Origin of the sequence: Psychrobacter sp. R86515 (assembly GCF_042466315.1) — a bacterium.
Lineage (GTDB): Bacteria > Pseudomonadota > Gammaproteobacteria > Pseudomonadales > Moraxellaceae > Psychrobacter.
In genome coordinates this window covers 995,557-1,013,362 of record NZ_JAXHCC010000001.1, presented here as the reverse complement: position 1 = coordinate 1,013,362, position 17,806 = coordinate 995,557, and the positions used below count along the sequence as shown (strand labels likewise).

The following is a 17,806-nucleotide window of genomic DNA, read 5'->3' as shown; positions in this document are numbered from 1 at the left end:
TTTGAGCATTTTGTATAATCTGTCACTCACTACAGCGTAACCAAACCGTATTAATATTGGTAGTATATACAGACACTATATATCGCTTTGGTGGCTTTTATGGCATCATAAGCGCAACATATTTGACTATTTTTGATACTGATTATGATACCGAAGTTCCTAAAAAAACGGATTTTTAAAGCACCGGTCGCGACTGAGCGTGCGTCTGAAACTGATGGCAATGCAATCGCTACTAAGCCTTATTCTAATGCACCGATCAATCAGCTGTATCGTAAGCTGTCAGGTCAGATGCTCGATATCGCCGTAAAACCTAAGTTATTAGGCGAGCTACCTGAGTTCGACAATGATGATCAAACGCTACGGTTTTATGTACTACAGGACTATTCTCGTTCCAACAGTATTCTGATTGATTTGCAGACGCAAGAGCACAACTTACCGCCAGCACTGGTTGGAGTAAATGATGCCGCCCATAATATTAAAGAAAATGCGGCCATCATATTTTTGAATCATCCAAGTGCCAAAGACAGCCAATTGTCTCCTCGCCTTTCTCGCTTAGTATCTGCTGTATTGCAATATCCAGAGTTAAAGGTACGTCTAGTACCCGTATCGATTCTGTGGGGACGCGCACCTGAAAAAGAAGATTCGCTATTTAAGCTGCTAACTGCTGACAACTGGCAAGACCCTAGCATTACCAAGCAACTATTTAATATTGGAGTAATGGGCCGCGATACTTTCGTACAGTTCCACCCACCGCAAGACTTACGTACCATCATCAATGATAATCTTAAAGGCGACGTGGAAGGACCTGCTACCTTTGATTCAGTTGCTACAGATGTCCTTAAAGCAGATTTAACAGCGACGGATTCAGTCGATACAGAGTCAACGGCTACTAACAGTGATGCCGCAGCTGACGCTGAGCAGACACCAAGCTATGCATTAGTCGCATCGGCTGATAGTAATCGTGAACTGGTTCGTATGTTGCAGCAGCAATTGTCAATTTATTTAGACAAGCAGCGCGCCAGTATGCTCGGCCCAGATCTATCAGATAGACGTAACTTGGTAGACAAACTGGTGTACTCGCCAGCGATCAAACATGCAATCGAGATGGAAGCGGCCGAAAAAGGGACCAGCGTTCGAGAAGCTCGTAGTCAGGCTAGAGGCTATGCTAATGAGATGGTCAATGACTACTCTCATTCCATTATTAGAGGCTTTTATAAATTTTTGACATGGTTATGGACGCAGTTGTATGACGGCGTAGAAGTCCATCACTTCGAGCGAGTACGTGACCTTGCGACCGATTATGAGCTGATTTATGTGCCTTGTCATCGCAGCCATGTCGACTATCTATTACTGTCTTATGTCATCTACAAACGCGGCCTGAGTATCCCTTATGTCGCAGCAGGCGACAACTTGGATGTGCCTGTATTAGGCCCACTATTACGCGGTGCCGTTGCTTTTTATATTCGTCGTAGCTTCCGTGGTAACGCACTATATACTGCTGTACTGCGCGAATATATGCATACCCTGATCACGCGTAACACCCCGATTGAATACTTTATCGAAGGTGGTCGCTCACGTTCAGGTCGCCTACTACCGCCGAAGATGGGTATGCTAGCGATGACCGTCCATAGTCAGCTACGCCAAACCAATAAGCCTGTGGTATTTATTCCAACTTATATTGGTTACGAGCGTATTATGGAAGGCGGCACTTATGTCGGTGAGCTAAAAGGTAAGCCAAAAGAATCAGAGTCTTTGATTGGACTACTCAAAGTTGGCCGTAAAATCGAGCGTATCTTTGGTAATGTGCACTTGAGCTTCGGTACGCCATTGCACCTTAGCGATTTCATGACGAAATTCGATGTGCCAGCCAATAGTTTGCCATCCGATCGTACTGACTCGCCACTTGATGAAAAGACCAGCGCCATGGTTGATAACATCGGTGTGAAAGTCATGCAGCATATCAATAAAGCTGCGGTCGTCACCCCTGTCTCGCTGTTGTCATTAGTTTTACTATCGGCACCGAAAGCTGCATTGGATGAAAACATCTGCCGTGAGCAAATCGCTTTGTATCAAGGTCTGGCTCAGCAGCTGGTCTACTCGGATGATACGGTTATCACTGATATGACGCCGCAGCAAATCATTGATTATGGTATTAAGCTAAAACTTATTGAGCGTACGCCGCATATCTTGGGCGATATCATTCAGGTCGCAGGCAAGCAAGCGGCACTACTAAGCTACTTCCGCAACAACATTTTGCATGTCTTTATCCTGCTGTCGTTCCTATCTGCGCTAGTCGCACGCAACGGGCGTATCAAACGCAGCCGTCTCGATAGTATCGCTGAGCAGCTATATCCGTTCTTACAAAGTGAGCTATTCTTATATTATCCAGCACATGGCTTGGCTGATACGCTTAATAAGAAAGTTGATAACCTGCTGTCTCATGGACTTATCGTTGACTTGGGTGATGATACGCTCAGCGTTCCTGAGTCTAATAGTAAGCACTATCAGCAGCTGCAAGTGCTTGCGACTCCAGTTGGACAAAGCCTTGAGCGTTACTTTATGACGCTTGCTCTACTTGCTCAGCAAGGTTCTGGTAATTTGACTGAAAACGAAGTTGTGGACCTGTGTCACCTGCTCGGGCAGCGTTTGTCTGTGCTTTATGCAGATGATATTCCTGACTTCTTTGATCGCGCCTTGTTTACCAGTTTCATTAGTGCGTTGACTCGTCTTGACTATCTACAGAAAGATGACGAAACAGGCATACTGACTTTCGATCATCGTATTAACGACATCGCTCATCATGCTAAGTACGTGCTAACGCCTGATATGATGCAAATCTTGCAGCAAGTCGCTAGTTTGGATGAAGAAGAAATCACTCACGCCATTACTGAGATTAGTAATAAAAAACAGCGTAAGTTTGGGCGTAAGCGTTAATTTTAACGACTACCCATACCCTTTAAGATTTTAAGCTAAACAAAAAAAGACCGCTAACGATTAGCGGTCTTTTTTTTGGATTGGACTATATTAAACAGCCGTATTAGTTAGTAATTTTCTTATACTTGGCACGTTTAGGACTGGCATCATCACCCATTGTCTTTTTACGATACGCTTCAAACTCAGTATAGTTACCATCGAACCAAACTGGGCCTTCTTCTTCGAATGCCAAGATATGAGTCGCGATACGATCAAGGAACCAGCGATCATGCGATACGACCATTACTGTACCTGGGAATACTTGAATCGCATCCTCTAGTGCACGTAAGGTTTCGATATCCAAATCGTTTGATGGTTCATCGAGGAGCAATACGTTTGCGCCTTGCTTTAGCGTTTTCGCCAATTGCAGACGGTTACGCTCACCACCTGATAATTGACCGACGTGCTTTTGCTGATCTGAGCCTTTAAAGTTAAAACGTCCGATATAGGCACGGCTTGGCGTAGTGTAGTCACCAACGGTAATGATATCAAGGCCGTCAGAAACTTCTTCCCATACGGTTTTGTTGTCATCTAGATGATCACGTACCTGACCGACATAGGCAACTTTAACACTTTCACCCAAATCAACTGAACCAGTATCTGGGGTATCGCGCTCAGTAATCATGTTAAACAGCGTGGTTTTACCCGCACCATTTGGACCGATAATACCAACAATCGCGCCCGCTGGGACGTTAAAGCTTAGGTTTTCATATAACAGACGATCGCCAAATGATTTAGAGATGTCATTGATCTCAATAACCTTGTTACCCAAACGTGGACCAGGTGGAATATAAATCTCAGAGGTCTCATTACGTTTTTGGAACTCAGTTGAGTTCAATTCTTCGAAACGCTGTACACGAGATTTAGATTTGGCCTGTTGGCCTTTTTGGTTTTTGCGAATCCACTCAAGCTCTTTTTTCAGCGCTTTAGCAAATGACTCTTCTTGCTTATTCTGCTGCTCTAGACGCGTGTTCTTTTGCTCTAGCCACTCAGTATAGTTGCCTTCATACGGATAACCATGGCCACGGTCAAGCTCCAAGATCCACTGAGCAACATTATCCAAGAAATAGCGATCATGGGTAATGGCAACGATAGTACCGCTATAGTTCTGCAAGAACTGCTCTAGCCATGCAACAGACTCGGCGTCCAAATGGTTGGTCGGTTCGTCAAGTAATAGCATATCAGGGCGCGACAATAGTAGACGGCATAGAGCCACACGGCGCTTTTCACCACCTGACAGTTTGCTAACGTCAGCATCCCATGGTGGCAGACGTAGCGCATCGGCCGCTTTTTCTAGCTGGTTATTTAAGTTGTGCGCATCCCAAGACTGGATGATATCTTCCATCTTGCCTTGCTCTTCAGCAAGCTTATCAAAATCAGCATCAGGCTCTGCGTATTCAGCATAGATAGCATCTAAACGTGCTAGCGCATCTAACGCTTCGCGCATACCGTCTTCGACATTACCACGAACGTCTTTGCTATCATCTAGCTGTGGTTCCTGTGGTAGATAGCCAACTTTGGTACCTGCCTGCGCGCGTGCTTCACCACTAAACTCAGTATCCACGCCTGCCATGATACGTAGCAAGGTTGATTTACCTGAACCGTTGATACCCAAAACACCAATTTTGGCACCAGGGAAAAACGATAGGTTAATATTTTTTAGGATTTCACGCTTAGGGGGAACAAGTTTTGACACGTTGTTCATCGTGTAAATATATTGAGCCATTAACACTCCGATAGACTGCATAGAAGAGAACAGCAAATGCAACTCAGCGATGATGCCAAGCGTGCTGTACCTCAAAATCAGGGTTACAAATTATAGGTCATTATCGCATTGTGGCGCATACCCTGCAAGCTGACAGGTTTTTTTACCAGTTGTTTTACTGTTTTTGACAGCAGGCTATGCCCTTTGGCTATAAAACTCGCTTTAAAAAATAACTTAGGAGGTCTTATCTTAATGAACTAACTTAACATTTTGATTCATTAGCGTTTTATAAAGACCACAAAAAATAGCATCAAAACTTTCGCAAATTTAATCAATAGCCGTTAGCATGTTAGTGTGGCTTAACAAGGTCTATCGGCTCGATTTCATGTTCGATTATCAAAATCGATTGATCATCTGACCTTATGTTCGTCTCAACACCTACTTCATAGCAATCATACAGGTACTGATAATATGGCCAACGGCTATCGCCCTGAAATTATTCAACGTGCGTTTGTCGATTTTATCGGATCGCGCTTACATCCGTTTTGGTCATTGACGATTCCTAAGTTACGCCTGATCGCACGCTATACATTAAGTGATGATTTAATAGCACTTCGATTCGAAACCAACAGAGCCTTCAAACAGCAGACTTCTGAGGTGATGGGTGGTTGGCAAGGCGGTCAATATCTTGATTTACGCGTTTGTATCGATGGAGTTTATTATCAGCGTAGTTACTCAATAGTGGGCTTGGCACATCAACCACTCTGGTGGCTCAACGATAATACCGAGAGTCATACGGCAGACCAATGCCATACGGTAACTATCGCGATTAAACCGCAAGGATTGGTATCTGACTATTTAACCAAGCAGATGCCACTGGCTAGCGTCATTAATACAAGTCTGCCACTTGGGCATTTCACTTTGGAGCAGACCTCGATACTAAGGCATGAAATATCTGATAATAAGCAGCTCACTCCTTTGCTATTTATCGCTGGTGGTAGCGGTATCACACCCATGCTCGGACTTATTACTCAGGCCCTGAGTAATGGACATCATGTGACGCTATTGCATTACAGCCGGACTGTTTCATACCAGCTTCAACATCAGTGGCAACAGCTGAACGAGGCACATCCAGACTTTATTTATCATCTAATCCATACTGAAGGGCCGACTACCTATTTGGCTGACACAAGATACTTGAGTGCAGAGAGTCTGCTGTCGCTAAACTTATCTCTAGCAGATACGCAAATATTTGCCTGCGGTTCACAAGCGTTATTAGCTGGCTTATATACGGCCGCCGCAGAGATAACTTTACCTATAGACAAACAGCTGCGCGATAACATCATCGTAGAGAACTTTGGTAACTCCCTAGCTAATGTTAATAACGGCAGCAATCAAACATTCGATAAGACGATACCTGTAGAAGAACACACTGTCTATTTGCGATCACGGCAGCGGCAATTTGTCAGCGACACGACCATACTGGCTGCTGCAGAAAATGCAGATATACGGCTAGCACATGGTTGTCGACAAGGTATTTGCCAGTTGTGCCGCTGTAATAAAGTCAGCGGCGTGGTCAAAAACGTCCAAACAGGGAAAGTGAGCGGGGATGGTTACGAGTCTATTCAGACTTGCATCAATATTGCCATGACTGATGTGGTTCTCGATGTTTAATGACTGGCTTAATAGAACAACTGGCTCAATAGAAAGCATATGCCAAACAACCTATGAGAAATAGAAGACAAGCGTTACTTTATAGGCTAAAACTCAGATAACTTATCAAACCGGATGCAGTACTGCTTATTCATGCCGTTTCGGTTAAGGATTTATTTATGCGCTTATTACCACCCGTCACTACGCCACAATCTGCCGTGCCTATTTTGACGCCAATGTCCGATGCACAGCTAGCAAAAAACGCGCCTCTGCCTTTGACGCCGAAAACGCCGTACTCACAGCTTAATGATGAACCAATCAATGATAGCGATCAGTCAGACACGTTAATACGGACTCGCTACCCAACAGTAACCCACGCACCATTAACAAAAGCGCAAAGTGATGCCTTGGCAGTAGAATTAAATGCGCTATATAAAGGTGTAATGGACTCGCTAGGTAGTGAAGATGCACGCTACATACAGCGGATATATGCCACCGTGGTATATAGTGAAGTTATTGCCCGTGGTCTACTTGCAGCGGCTGGGCGTATGCCATCGAAACGCAGTCTGGTCGCTACTTGGCTACTAGGAACCTCTTTACTTAGCTTTAGCAAAATATTGAACAACATGGAGCTGGGTCATAACGTCATGCATGGTCAATATGACTGGATGCAACACCCGCACCTTAATAGTCAAAAATTCGACTGGGATATTGTCTGCCCTGCTCCATTATGGCAACACTCACATAATTATTTACATCATACTTTTACCAATATTGTAGGCCGTGATCATGACGTAGGCTATCACTTGATTCGAGTGACTGATGAGCAGCCTTGGACGCCAGAAGATCGCTACAATATGTTTAGTACAGCGGTACTGGCATTTGGATTTGAATGGGCGGTAGCCTTTCATGACATCCAAATCAGTGCAGATGAATACGCTGACTCCCCTGATCTGCACAAAATCATGCAGCAAAAGTCTCGCGCGTTATTTGCCAAAATTGGACGACAAATAGGCAAAGACTATATTGCACTGCCGTCTGTGGTAGCGATGGCGCTAGGTCGTCGTAGCGCCTTTAGTACGCTGAGCGGCAACATGACTGCCAACACTGTCCGAAATCTATGGACGTGGGCAGTGATTTTTTGCGGGCATTTCACCGAGCAAGCGCATATCTATACCCATCTCGATGCCAATGAAAGTAAAGGCGATTGGTACGTACGCCAAATCCTTGGCTCTAGCAATATCAAAGGCAGCAAATGGTTTCATCTTTTGACAGGTAATTTATCTCATCAGATTGAGCATCATATATTTCCTGATATGCCAGCCGGCCACTATGCAAAGATTGCGCCGCAGGTACAGACCATATGCCGTAAGTATGGTTTAAGCTATAACACTGGCCGCTTTGGTACGCAACTCAAGCAAGTACTCGGACGTATTTATCACTTTAGCAAACCTAGTGAAAAAGAATGGCAAGCCTATGTACAGTCAGTGGAAAATGCAGATAGTACTACTCTTAGATATGATAGGTCAGCGGCCGATTTAGAAGACAAATTAGCGATAGAAAATACTGGTGGTCTCACTCGCTTTTTGCCTCCAGTCGTTCGTAAAGCCATATCGTATGCATGGTGACATATTCAGATTTGCAACTAGATACGGCCATGATAAGGTAGGACAACAAACATAGGTGACGTTAACAGTCGTCCTATCAACCATTACGGTAAGCGTCTAGATTGTTAAGCATCAAACCCACATACTAAACTGGCACTATTAAATTAATAAAATATTTAGTTCATAATAAAAATTTGATAATAAGAAATGGAGTATATTAATGAGTAATCAAGCCTCTAAACCAAATCTAGAAATTGTTCACAACCAAGCAGCAAAACGTTTTGAGACCTCTATCGATGGTCAGACAGGTTATATTAGCTATCAGGAAAATGCTGACAAGTTGGTTTACGATCATACTATCGTACCGCAGCAGTTAGGTGGACGCGGTGTTGGTTCAGCACTGGTAAAGCACGCATTGAATTATGCGCGCGAGCAAAACAAAAAAGTGATACCGCAATGCTCATTTGTCGCGTCATACATTAGTAAACATCCTGAGTATCAAGATTTAATTTAACTAGCTAAGTAATCGGCTCAATTAATTCGTTAACGAGACTCAGTTAAGTGATATCAGGCGAAGCAGAAAAGTATGTAGATATTTATTTCGCATAGGAGAGATACCACAGCACCACTTTTAATAAACCAATTCGACATAACAATAAAGGTTATTAATATGAGTAGTTTATCTGACAAACAAATCAATCTACAACTAGAAGAGCTTGCTGGCTGGCAACGTGACGGCAATAGCATCGTCAAAACCTATCATTTTAGTGATTTTATCGAAGCTATGAGCTTTATGAATCAAGCGGCATTTCATGCTGAAGCGCTTGAGCACCATCCAGAATGGCGTAATACCTATAATATCGTAGAAGTTCGTTTAACCAATCATGATACAGGCGGTATCTCTAGTCTAGATATTCGTTTAGCCAAACGTATGGAGCATATTATTCAGCCCAAACGTTTATAGGATATTTATAATGACTGCTGTATGACCGAGGCCTCTTCGGTGAGACAGACAAAAAAAGACCCTCAATTGAGGGTTTTTTTATCTGAAAAATCTGTGTTTACATCTTACGACTGACGAATGCGACGATAAATAAGATAACAGCGACTGCTAAGAAAATGTATGCCAAATTAGCAGACAATCCTGCGACACCGCCAAAACCTAGGAAACTCGCTAATAATGCGATTACTGCAAAAATAATAGCCCAACGAAACATAATCTTCTCCTCAAATAATGGTAAAAAACAGATATTAGAATTTATATAGCATCTATTTAACTTGTTTTTATCTAATGCTAGTTATTACTGTTTACGCTTATAGATTAGCAATGTTCGCCTCTAAAAAACGTTCATTTTAGTAATAATATCGGTAGGTTATGTAAAGTTTGTAGTAACTGTTAATGTCTCATACCTCTTTTTCTTTAATAGATGATATTTTCGAAATAGAATTATATTTCTGGATACAGCGTTATTTAACTGAGAGTTGTTTAACTGCATGCTCTTTTACTGGACTCTGTTCCTCTAACTGCAGGCAGAACTATTTTAAATTTCTCACGTTATATGTGAAGTAGTATGTGAGGTAGGCTGCAAACTATAAACTGTAGCGACCTCACAAACCTCTAACCTAATCAAACGACTTGGTTTATAGTTTACTATCCACTTATTCTGAAATCTATTAAGGACAATACATATGGATACCAATACGGATACTGAAAACCCTATACAAAAAACCAGCGGCGACACACGCCCTTATGCAGTTGTTCTATATGGCGCGACAAGTTTCGTCGGTCAGATCACTGCCCACTATTTAACCAATTTTTTATCAAATAATAAGAAAGAAGATGGCTCAAACGTATCATGGGCAATCGCAGGTCGCGATGAAGACAAGCTCAATAAGCTACAGGCCAAACTTGAGAGTAAGGTAGACATTATTATTGCCAACAGTAACGATGCTACCAGCCTTGATAAGATGACCAAACAAACTCAAGTCATCATTTCTACTGTCGGCCCATATCTGAAATATGGTGAGCCACTGATCAAATCTTGTGCTGAAAACGGTACGGATTATGTCGACCTTACTGGTGAGGCTATTTTCATCAAAGATATGATGGATAAGTACCAAAACACTGCCAAGCAAAGTGGTGCCCGTATTGTTAACTCTTGTGGTTTTGACTCTATCCCGTCGGATTTGGGTGCGTACTTTACCCAAGCCAAAGCAGAAGAGAAGTTCGGCGAGACCTGTAATGTCATCCATATGCGTGTCAAAGCAGCCAAAGGTGGTATCTCAGGCGGTACTATCGCATCGATGGCATCAATATTTGAAGAAGCTGGTGAGGACAAAGCACGTCGAAAACAAGTGGCCAATCCTTACTTGTTAAACGATGATACTGATGCACCAAACGTACGTCAGGACAATGTCAGCAAACCAGTATATGACAGCAATCATAAGCGCTGGTTAGCACCGTTCGTCATGGCCACCATCAATACGCGTATCGTCCATCGCACTAACCAACTACTCAGCTATGAGTACGGTCGCGATTTCAAGTATGACGAAGCAATGTGGATGAAAGACGGCGTCAAAGGAAAACTGTCTAGCTATGCTATGAGCGCAGGTTTATTGGGCTTTGCCACTGCGATGATGATCAAACCAAGTCGCGAGTTACTATCCAAGCACGTCTTACCAAAAGCTGGCTCAGGCCCTTCTAAGGACGAGCAAGAGAACGGCTACTTTGATATTCGTCACTTTGGACAAACGGCCAAAAATGACACTATTACCGTTAAAGTAACAGGTGATCGAGATCCTGGTTATGGCAGTACCTCTCGTATGATTTCGCAGGCGGCATTATGTCTGGCACAAGATATCAGCAAAGAGGACGTTGGCGGCGGGTTCTGGACACCAGCATCTGCGATGGGTAATAAGCTTATAACTCGCTTAGAAGCACATTCTGGTCTTAGCTTTGAAGTGATTGATAGTTAATCTATCGCATGATGACAAAGGCTCAATGTTTTTACGACCGTATCTTATTTTCAAGATACGGTTTTTTATTATCTACTTTAAAATTTTAGCTAGAATTAAATTGAGAACAACGTATTTTTTTGGTGAACAATGTTTCTGTTTCCCGATTATTTAATACTTTATGATACTAACCATTAATCCAATATTGCTACTATCATTTTATAGGTGTTGTAGAAAAATTATATGTAAACATTAGTTTAATTAAATACATATAACCAAAAAATTTATATACTAGAATTTAAGAGTTATCTAAACACTGGCTTTCAATTATAAATAAAAACTACTGATAAAAGTCTCTATAATACTGACAGATAGCACTAAAAAAACCATTAATAACAATCAGCTAAGTTTAAACAACAACTATAAGTAATCAAATATTCATATGTTGAATACTAGAGACATTGGTAGATATTTATAATTAACAGATTCATTTATTAACAGCTTTAATAACAAAATCAACCTTTGCTACTAATGAGTTTTTGAAAAATCTAGAAGTTAAAATATCAGCTAGACTTTAAGTATGACAGTTTCATAACGTCACAAGAAAACATTAAACTGTTAGAACATTAATGAGTTTGCTACTGAAATATAAACTACATCGTTGATAATTTGCATACAGTATTTGTAGAGACTTTTAAATAAAAACGGCTCAACATTAAATATGAGTTATCGTTTTTAACTATTGCTAATTATGTATCATGGAGTTTTATAATGAAAAAGAATGTTTTATCACTAATCGTCGGCGCTACCCTTGTACTACCAACTATGGCAATGGCAGCACCCGTTAACAATAGCGATCTAATGCCAGCAGATATGCGTAATGCTGCTGTCGAGAGCACTGTGCAAGCCGAAATAGGAGGTCCTGATGGTGAGTTGCTCGCGACTCAACCTGGCGCTGTAGATGTCGAAGAGTCAAACACTGCTGATGTCGATATGGACATGGGTAATGAAGCAGATGAAATGAACGACGAAACTGACGATATGGATAATGAAGCAAGCGATGATAACGCAGCTTTGATAAATAACGCTCAAGCAACAACCAATGCGGCAGCAATGACTACTGCTACAACTGCTCAGGCTCCTGTGCAGAACGCTCAAGCGCCTAACATGCAACACAGTAATGCAGACTATCAGCCGTTAATCGCTGGTGAAGCGGCTATTGAGAATAAAGTTGCAGATGCTGCTAGTACTTTGCAGGAAAAGAAAAAAGACAAGCGTGGTGAGTTATTAGCTACTCAGCCAGCAAATGTACAGTTCAAAGAAAACCGTCGTATCGCTGTATCACGCTAAGCAGATAGGTAGTTTATTTGATTAGTTTATAAGCGTACTACTTATATAAAAAGGCAGCCATATGGCTGCCTTTTTATTGTACATGATTATAAATTTTAGCTATTTTTATCAGTATTTATTTCTTAGTTTTAGTCACACCAGCTTCTTGTAATAAAGCGCCGAATGTACCCATTTTACTTGGGGCTTCAGCTTTATCATTTTTCACTGGCTTACTACGATTGCTCGCGTTGTCTTTATCCTGACGTTTTCCACGTGGCTTAGACGGACGTTTGTCAGCAGCTGGACGGCTATTATTTGGACGGTCACTATTGGTATTATTGTTGCGTGCGCGACTGGTTTTCTCGCCATCTGTATTAGCTGTCGTAGACTTAGCAGCCGTACGGACAGGTTTTTCAGATTCAGGTTTCATGCTAAAGCCGATACGACCACGTTTCTCATCGATGGAGATAACCCGTACCGATACGATATCGCCAGGTTTAACACGATTCATAGGATCTGCGACAAAGTCATTGGCCATCTGCGAGATATGTACCAAACCATCCTGATGTACGCCAACATCAACGAAACAACCAAAGGCCGTTACGTTGGTGACTACCCCTTCTAACGTCATACCTTCGCTCAAATCTTTGATGCTATTGACGTCATCACGGAAATTGGCCGTTTTAAACTCAGGACGAGGATCGCGAGCAGGTTTAGCAAGCTCTTCGATAATCGCTTTTACGCTGACATTATCATCGTTAGCAGCCAGTGTAGTCGTATCGATAGTATTTAACACGCCATCATTACCGATGACTTCTGACAACGGCTTGCCAGCCTGTGCGAGTAAGCTATCCACCAATGCATAACTCTCTGGATGCACACCAGTGGCATCTAATGGATTGCTACCATTATGAATACGCAAGAAACCGGCTGCTTGCTCAAATGTCTTAGCGCCTAGACGTGGGACGTTTTTGAGCGCTTCACGGCTATCAAATGCACCATGCTCTTTGCGATAAGTGACGATTTGCTGCGCCACATTGCGGTTAAGACCTGCGATGTGAGCTAAGATAGCTGGACTGGCTGTGTTTACATCCACACCCACGGCATTCACGCTATCTTGAGTTACTTTATCCAGACTGTCTGCAAGCTGGTTTTGATTGACGTCATGCTGATATTGACCAACGCCAATTGCTTTTGGATCAACTTTAACAAGCTCTGACAATGGATCTTGCAAGCGACGCGCAATAGAAACTGCACCGCGTACAGAAACGTCTAGATTGGCAAGCTCATCACTAGCAAGTTCACTCGCTGAATAAACAGACGCGCCCGACTCATTAACAATGACAGCTTTGGCTTTTAGTGCATCGTTCGCAGCCAAAATCTCTTTGATCATCGCATCTGTTTCGCGACTTGCCGTACCATTACCGATAGCGACCAAATCAACGTTATAAGTACTCAACAGCGCATCGATGACTTTTTTGGCTTCATCCATCTTATTATCAGGTGCAAACGGATACACTGTCGCTATGACAGGCTTCTCTTCGCTATCTGACATGACATGACCTTGCGCATCGACGATGGCCATTTTTACGCCATGACGGATACCAGGATCGACACCCAAGATTACTTTAGGACCTGCAGGTGCAGACATTAGCAAATGCTGTAAGTTGCTAGCGAACACATCAATCGCATCCGCTTCTGCGGCTAGGCGCTTTTCAGTTAATAGGCGATGCTCGATATGCGGACGCCATTTGTCTTTCCACAAGCTACTGGCGGCCTCTGCCAAAAACTCACGGCGTGCTGCTGGCGCTTTGGCATCGACATCGAAATGACTGATGATTTTTTCGATAAAGGGTGCGTCTTCGCCTTCAATCTTTAGACCCAAGACGTTTTCTTGACGGCCACGTAACATCGCCAATAGGCGATGATTTGGCAATCGAGCAAGGTTTTCGCTATGCTCAAAGTAGTCTTTGAATTTTTCACCAACTTCGCGCTTTTCTTCGCTCGCAACGCTCGATACGATACTAGCAGTTTTGGCAAAACCACTGCGTAAGTTATCTAGCAAGCCCAATGCTTGTGTCCATTCATCAACGATAATCGCTTGTACGCCAGCAAGTTGTTTTTCGATATCGCTAAAATCAACCTCGATTTCATTACCACTGTCATCAGTGATACTTGACTGGACTTGATAATCAGCCAAGGCCTCCGTCGGGGTGATTTCTTGGGTCAAGACTGCTTGGGCAGCAGTATCGAGACCAGCGACGCGAGCTTTGGCAGCAGGTGAACGACGACGCGGACGGTATGGCAGATAGATGTCTTCAAGCTCAAGCTTAGACGTCGCATTATCGATACGCGTCTGTAGCTCGTCAGTCAGATTGCCCTGTGTGCTTAACAACTCAGTAATTTTGAGACGACGTGTTGCCATGTCACGCTCATAATTAAGAGACTTCTCTAAAGCACGTAGCTGCGCATCATCAAGATTCTGAGTCTTTTCTTTGCGGTAACGCGCAATAAAAGGAACCGTCGCGCCTTCATCATAAAGTTTGACAAACGCATTGACTTGAGCAGTCTTAATGCCAAGCGCGCGAGCAAGCTTGTCGTGAATATTCGCGTGTGTGGTTGCATCTAAAACCTGTGCATTTGTCGAGGTTTGAGATGACGTTAAGGTATCAGTGCTACTCATATACGTATCAATCGTTGAGAAATGTAGCTTTGCATTATAGCAAAAGCTGCATGAATAAAAATCCTTTTTATCTTTTCGTTATTTATTGCGCATTTTAGGACGCAAATCGTTCTATATCCACATCCTATGGACTTGTTAAACAAACGCATACAGCATTTATTATCATGGGTGATGCAATTCTCGGTGCAATCTTATACACTAAAGTATCAATAACACAAATATTGATATGTGCTGACATATTGAACAATAGTTTTTAATTTTATGAAGTGCTTATTCGTAACCAATAATTAAATAATGATAATTAGTGGCAGTGTTTTTGCTCATAGCTATTTACTTGTAGTTTCTGATAACAATAATTTTTATAAAAGGATGCCTGTATGACTGATAACAACAGCCCTGACACGTTGACTCAGCGTATTTTAGTCGTCGATGACGACGCTCGTCTGCGCTCTTTGTTGCAACGCTTCCTAGAAGACGACGGTTTTGTCGTTCGTACCGCTCATGATGGCAGTCAAATGGACAAACTCATGCAACGTGAGCTTTTCTCTTTAGTCGTGCTTGATTTGATGCTGCCAGGTGAAGACGGTATCAGTATCTGTAAGCGTCTGCGTGAAGACAATGCAGATATTCCTATCATTATGCTTACTGCCAAGGGTGGCGATGCTGACCGTATCGCAGGTCTAGAAGCGGGTGCAGATGATTACTTGCCCAAGCCTTTTAACCCAAAAGAGCTATTGGCGCGTATCAAAGCTGTATTACGTCGTCAAAACCGTGAATTGCCAGGTGCGCCAAGTCATCAAATGGAAGTGGTCGAGTTTGGTCCATGGACATTAGATTTATCAACTCGTACGCTCAAACGTGATGGCAACGTAGTCACTTTGACAACAGGTGAGTTTTCAGTATTAAAAGCGCTCGTACAGCATCCACGTGAGCCATTGACCCGCGATAAGTTGATGAACCTTGCTCGTGGTCGTGAATGGGGTGCGATGGAGCGTTCTATCGACGTCCAAGTATCACGTCTGCGTCGCCTGATTGAAGACAACCCTTCACAAGCGCGTTATATTCAGACCGTATGGGGCGTTGGCTACGTGTTCGTTCCTGATGAAGCCGAGGTAGAAACCATCAAAAGTGAATAACTTTTGACTGATCTAATTTCTTTTAATATAGGCCGTGTTTGGTTACTCTCAAACACGTGCCAATATGATGAGCATACCTGTGAAAAACCCAATTATTTTTCAAAACATACCCTGCACGTTAGTGACAGGGTTTTTAGGTGCTGGCAAAACCACCGTAATTAATCAGTTACTGGCCACAAAACCGAATGACGAGCGCTGGGCCCTCTTAATCAATGAGTTTGGTCGTATCGGTATTGATGGCGCACTCCTAGCAAGCTCCCAAGATAACGAGCTTGAGCAAAAAAATATCGCCATTCGTGAGGTCAGTGGTGGCTGTATTTGCTGCACCAGTCAGCTGCCCTTACAAATTGCGATCAGTCGTCTGCTCAGTGACCATCATCCACAGCGATTGTTAATCGAGCCCACAGGATTGGCACATCCACGTGAGCTGATATTACAACTCAGTGCGCCGCATTGGCAAACTGCCCTAAAAATGAATGCGGTGATAACCGTACTGAGTGGCGAGCAGTGGCAACAGATTAAATATCGTGACCATGACGGTTTTCAAGCGCACGTCCGTGACGCCGATGTGCTGATAATCAATCGTTATACCCAATTAAATACTAGCGAAAAACAGGTCTTGGTAGAATGGATAACCAAGCTAAATTCACAAGTAAAAATTATTTGGGCAGCATCAGGACTAACGGCATCTGAGGTAACAGACTCATCAGACGTCCATTCATCAGATAAGTTTGTAGCAAATAAACTTGTAGCAGATGCATACTTGTCTACGTTAAACGACCAACTGACTCAGCCCAGCTCTATCATTTCGAATCAACGAAAAGTAAGTATCTCTAATCCTAAAAAATCGATGATTGGTTTACAGTCTCAAGCCAACTCTTTAGCAGTTGCCTCATCATCAAGTGCTTCTACCGATGAGACCGAAGCTCAGGTCAATCCTCAGCCCAGTGCTGATAGCGACCTCCCCTATCGCTACCATGAAGAGCAACAAGATTTTCAATTGGCTGGATGGCGACTACCTGCACACTACATACTAAACGCTGACGATTTACAGGACTGGTTGTTAGCATTGCCAAATTGGCAACGTATCAAAGGCGTGGTACATACTTTTGATGGCTGGCTGCAGATCAATTTTAACCCTGGTAGTCTAACCACTAAAACCATTGACCCACAGACTGATAGTCGATTGGAAATTATTTTGCAATTAGGCAATACTCTCGATACAAATGCTGCCGATACAGATATAGAAGAAACTGAGAATGATGCCAAAGCGTCATCACTATTGATAGATTGGGAAGAGTGCGATCGCGAACTGATGGCACTGGTTATATAGCAACAGACAAAGAAAGGGCGGACATTGCTATTTTATCTAGCAATGTCCGCCCTTTCTTTTTTCAACATAATTAACTATTTTTTAACGCAATTGACTGTCTTTACTACCACGACGGTTAAATAGCTCAGCCGCTTTTGCTTCCTGCTCAAGCTCCGTCTGACAGCTAACACAATGCTGAATACCGGGCACCGCCAGTCGCCGAGCCTCTGGAATAGGTTTACCACATTCATCACACAGCTCAGCACTCACACCTGTCGGTAACGAACGTCGCGCTCGCTCCAACGCATCATTGACCGTTGCATCCATCTGTTCGTGCTCAGCACCATCTCTTGACCAGCCACCTGCCATAATCTTATCCTATTTTTTATTCATTATAATTAGACAATACAAATGTCTTTAATAACAAATAGATGGGGCTAGCTATGGTTAATT

13 protein-coding genes are annotated in these 17,806 nt (G+C 42.9%); 9 read left to right on the top strand and 4 right to left on the bottom strand.

Going from position 1 to position 17,806, the window contains the following annotated elements:
* Positions 1–144 precede the first annotated feature (144 nt).
* Positions 145–2,934: a glycerol-3-phosphate 1-O-acyltransferase PlsB gene (gene plsB, locus SJY28_RS04280; protein ID WP_379543553.1), complete on the top strand. Its 2,790-nt coding sequence runs from the start codon at positions 145–147 to the stop codon at positions 2,932–2,934.
* Positions 2,935–3,037: 103 nt separating this feature from the next.
* Here plsB and ettA read toward each other — a convergent pair whose 3' ends face one another.
* On the bottom strand, positions 3,038–4,699 hold the full coding sequence (ettA, locus tag SJY28_RS04275; RefSeq protein WP_101204595.1) for an energy-dependent translational throttle protein EttA: 1,662 nt from the start codon (positions 4,697–4,699) through the stop codon (positions 3,038–3,040).
* A gap of 450 nt (positions 4,700–5,149) precedes the next feature.
* On the opposite strand from ettA, the gene SJY28_RS04270 reads away from it, so the two are divergent.
* The 4 genes from SJY28_RS04270 to SJY28_RS04255 all read left to right on the top strand — a co-directional run bounded on the left by SJY28_RS04270 (position 5,150) and on the right by SJY28_RS04255 (position 8,902).
* Positions 5,150–6,352 carry a flavin reductase family protein gene (locus tag SJY28_RS04270; RefSeq protein WP_379543552.1) on the top strand — a complete coding sequence of 401 codons (1,203 nt, stop codon included), beginning with the start codon at positions 5,150–5,152 and terminating at the stop codon, positions 6,350–6,352.
* Between the two features lie 158 nt (positions 6,353–6,510).
* Positions 6,511–7,959: a fatty acid desaturase family protein gene (locus SJY28_RS04265; RefSeq protein WP_379543551.1), complete on the top strand. Its 1,449-nt coding sequence runs from the start codon at positions 6,511–6,513 to the stop codon at positions 7,957–7,959.
* A 199-nt stretch (positions 7,960–8,158) separates the two neighbouring features.
* Positions 8,159–8,452, top strand: coding sequence for a GNAT family N-acetyltransferase (locus SJY28_RS04260; RefSeq protein ID WP_379543550.1), 294 nt, complete (start codon positions 8,159–8,161; stop codon positions 8,450–8,452).
* A 156-nt stretch (positions 8,453–8,608) separates the two neighbouring features.
* A complete protein-coding gene (locus tag SJY28_RS04255) occupies positions 8,609–8,902 on the top strand; it encodes a 4a-hydroxytetrahydrobiopterin dehydratase (protein ID WP_057757953.1) in 294 nt (97 codons plus the stop codon).
* A 97-nt stretch (positions 8,903–8,999) separates the two neighbouring features.
* On the opposite strand, the gene SJY28_RS04250 is transcribed toward SJY28_RS04255, so the two are convergent.
* Positions 9,000–9,155, bottom strand: coding sequence for a DUF1328 domain-containing protein (locus SJY28_RS04250; protein ID WP_082624527.1), 156 nt, complete (start codon positions 9,153–9,155; stop codon positions 9,000–9,002).
* Between the two features lie 472 nt (positions 9,156–9,627).
* Here SJY28_RS04250 and SJY28_RS04245 point away from each other — a divergent pair, with 472 nt between their 5' ends.
* Both SJY28_RS04245 and SJY28_RS04240 read left to right on the top strand, forming a co-directional pair.
* Positions 9,628–10,914, top strand: coding sequence for a saccharopine dehydrogenase family protein (locus tag SJY28_RS04245; RefSeq protein WP_379543549.1), 1,287 nt, complete (start codon positions 9,628–9,630; stop codon positions 10,912–10,914).
* Between the two features lie 750 nt (positions 10,915–11,664).
* Positions 11,665–12,243, top strand: coding sequence for a hypothetical protein (locus tag SJY28_RS04240; protein WP_379543548.1), 579 nt, complete (start codon positions 11,665–11,667; stop codon positions 12,241–12,243).
* A 115-nt stretch (positions 12,244–12,358) separates the two neighbouring features.
* On the opposite strand, the gene SJY28_RS04235 is transcribed toward SJY28_RS04240, so the two are convergent.
* Positions 12,359–14,905: a Tex family protein gene (locus tag SJY28_RS04235; RefSeq protein ID WP_379543547.1), complete on the bottom strand. Its 2,547-nt coding sequence runs from the start codon at positions 14,903–14,905 to the stop codon at positions 12,359–12,361.
* Between the two features lie 377 nt (positions 14,906–15,282).
* On the opposite strand from SJY28_RS04235, the gene ompR reads away from it, so the two are divergent.
* Positions 15,283–16,041, top strand: coding sequence for a two-component system response regulator OmpR (ompR, locus tag SJY28_RS04230; protein WP_057757943.1), 759 nt, complete (start codon positions 15,283–15,285; stop codon positions 16,039–16,041).
* Between the two features lie 79 nt (positions 16,042–16,120).
* Positions 16,121–17,374 carry a CobW family GTP-binding protein gene (locus SJY28_RS04225; RefSeq protein WP_379543545.1) on the top strand — a complete coding sequence of 418 codons (1,254 nt, stop codon included), beginning with the start codon at positions 16,121–16,123 and terminating at the stop codon, positions 17,372–17,374.
* Positions 17,375–17,455: 81 nt separating this feature from the next.
* On the opposite strand, the gene SJY28_RS04220 is transcribed toward SJY28_RS04225, so the two are convergent.
* A complete protein-coding gene (locus SJY28_RS04220) occupies positions 17,456–17,722 on the bottom strand; it encodes a DksA/TraR family C4-type zinc finger protein (protein ID WP_101204603.1) in 267 nt (88 codons plus the stop codon).
* Positions 17,723–17,806: the final 84 nt, after the last annotated feature.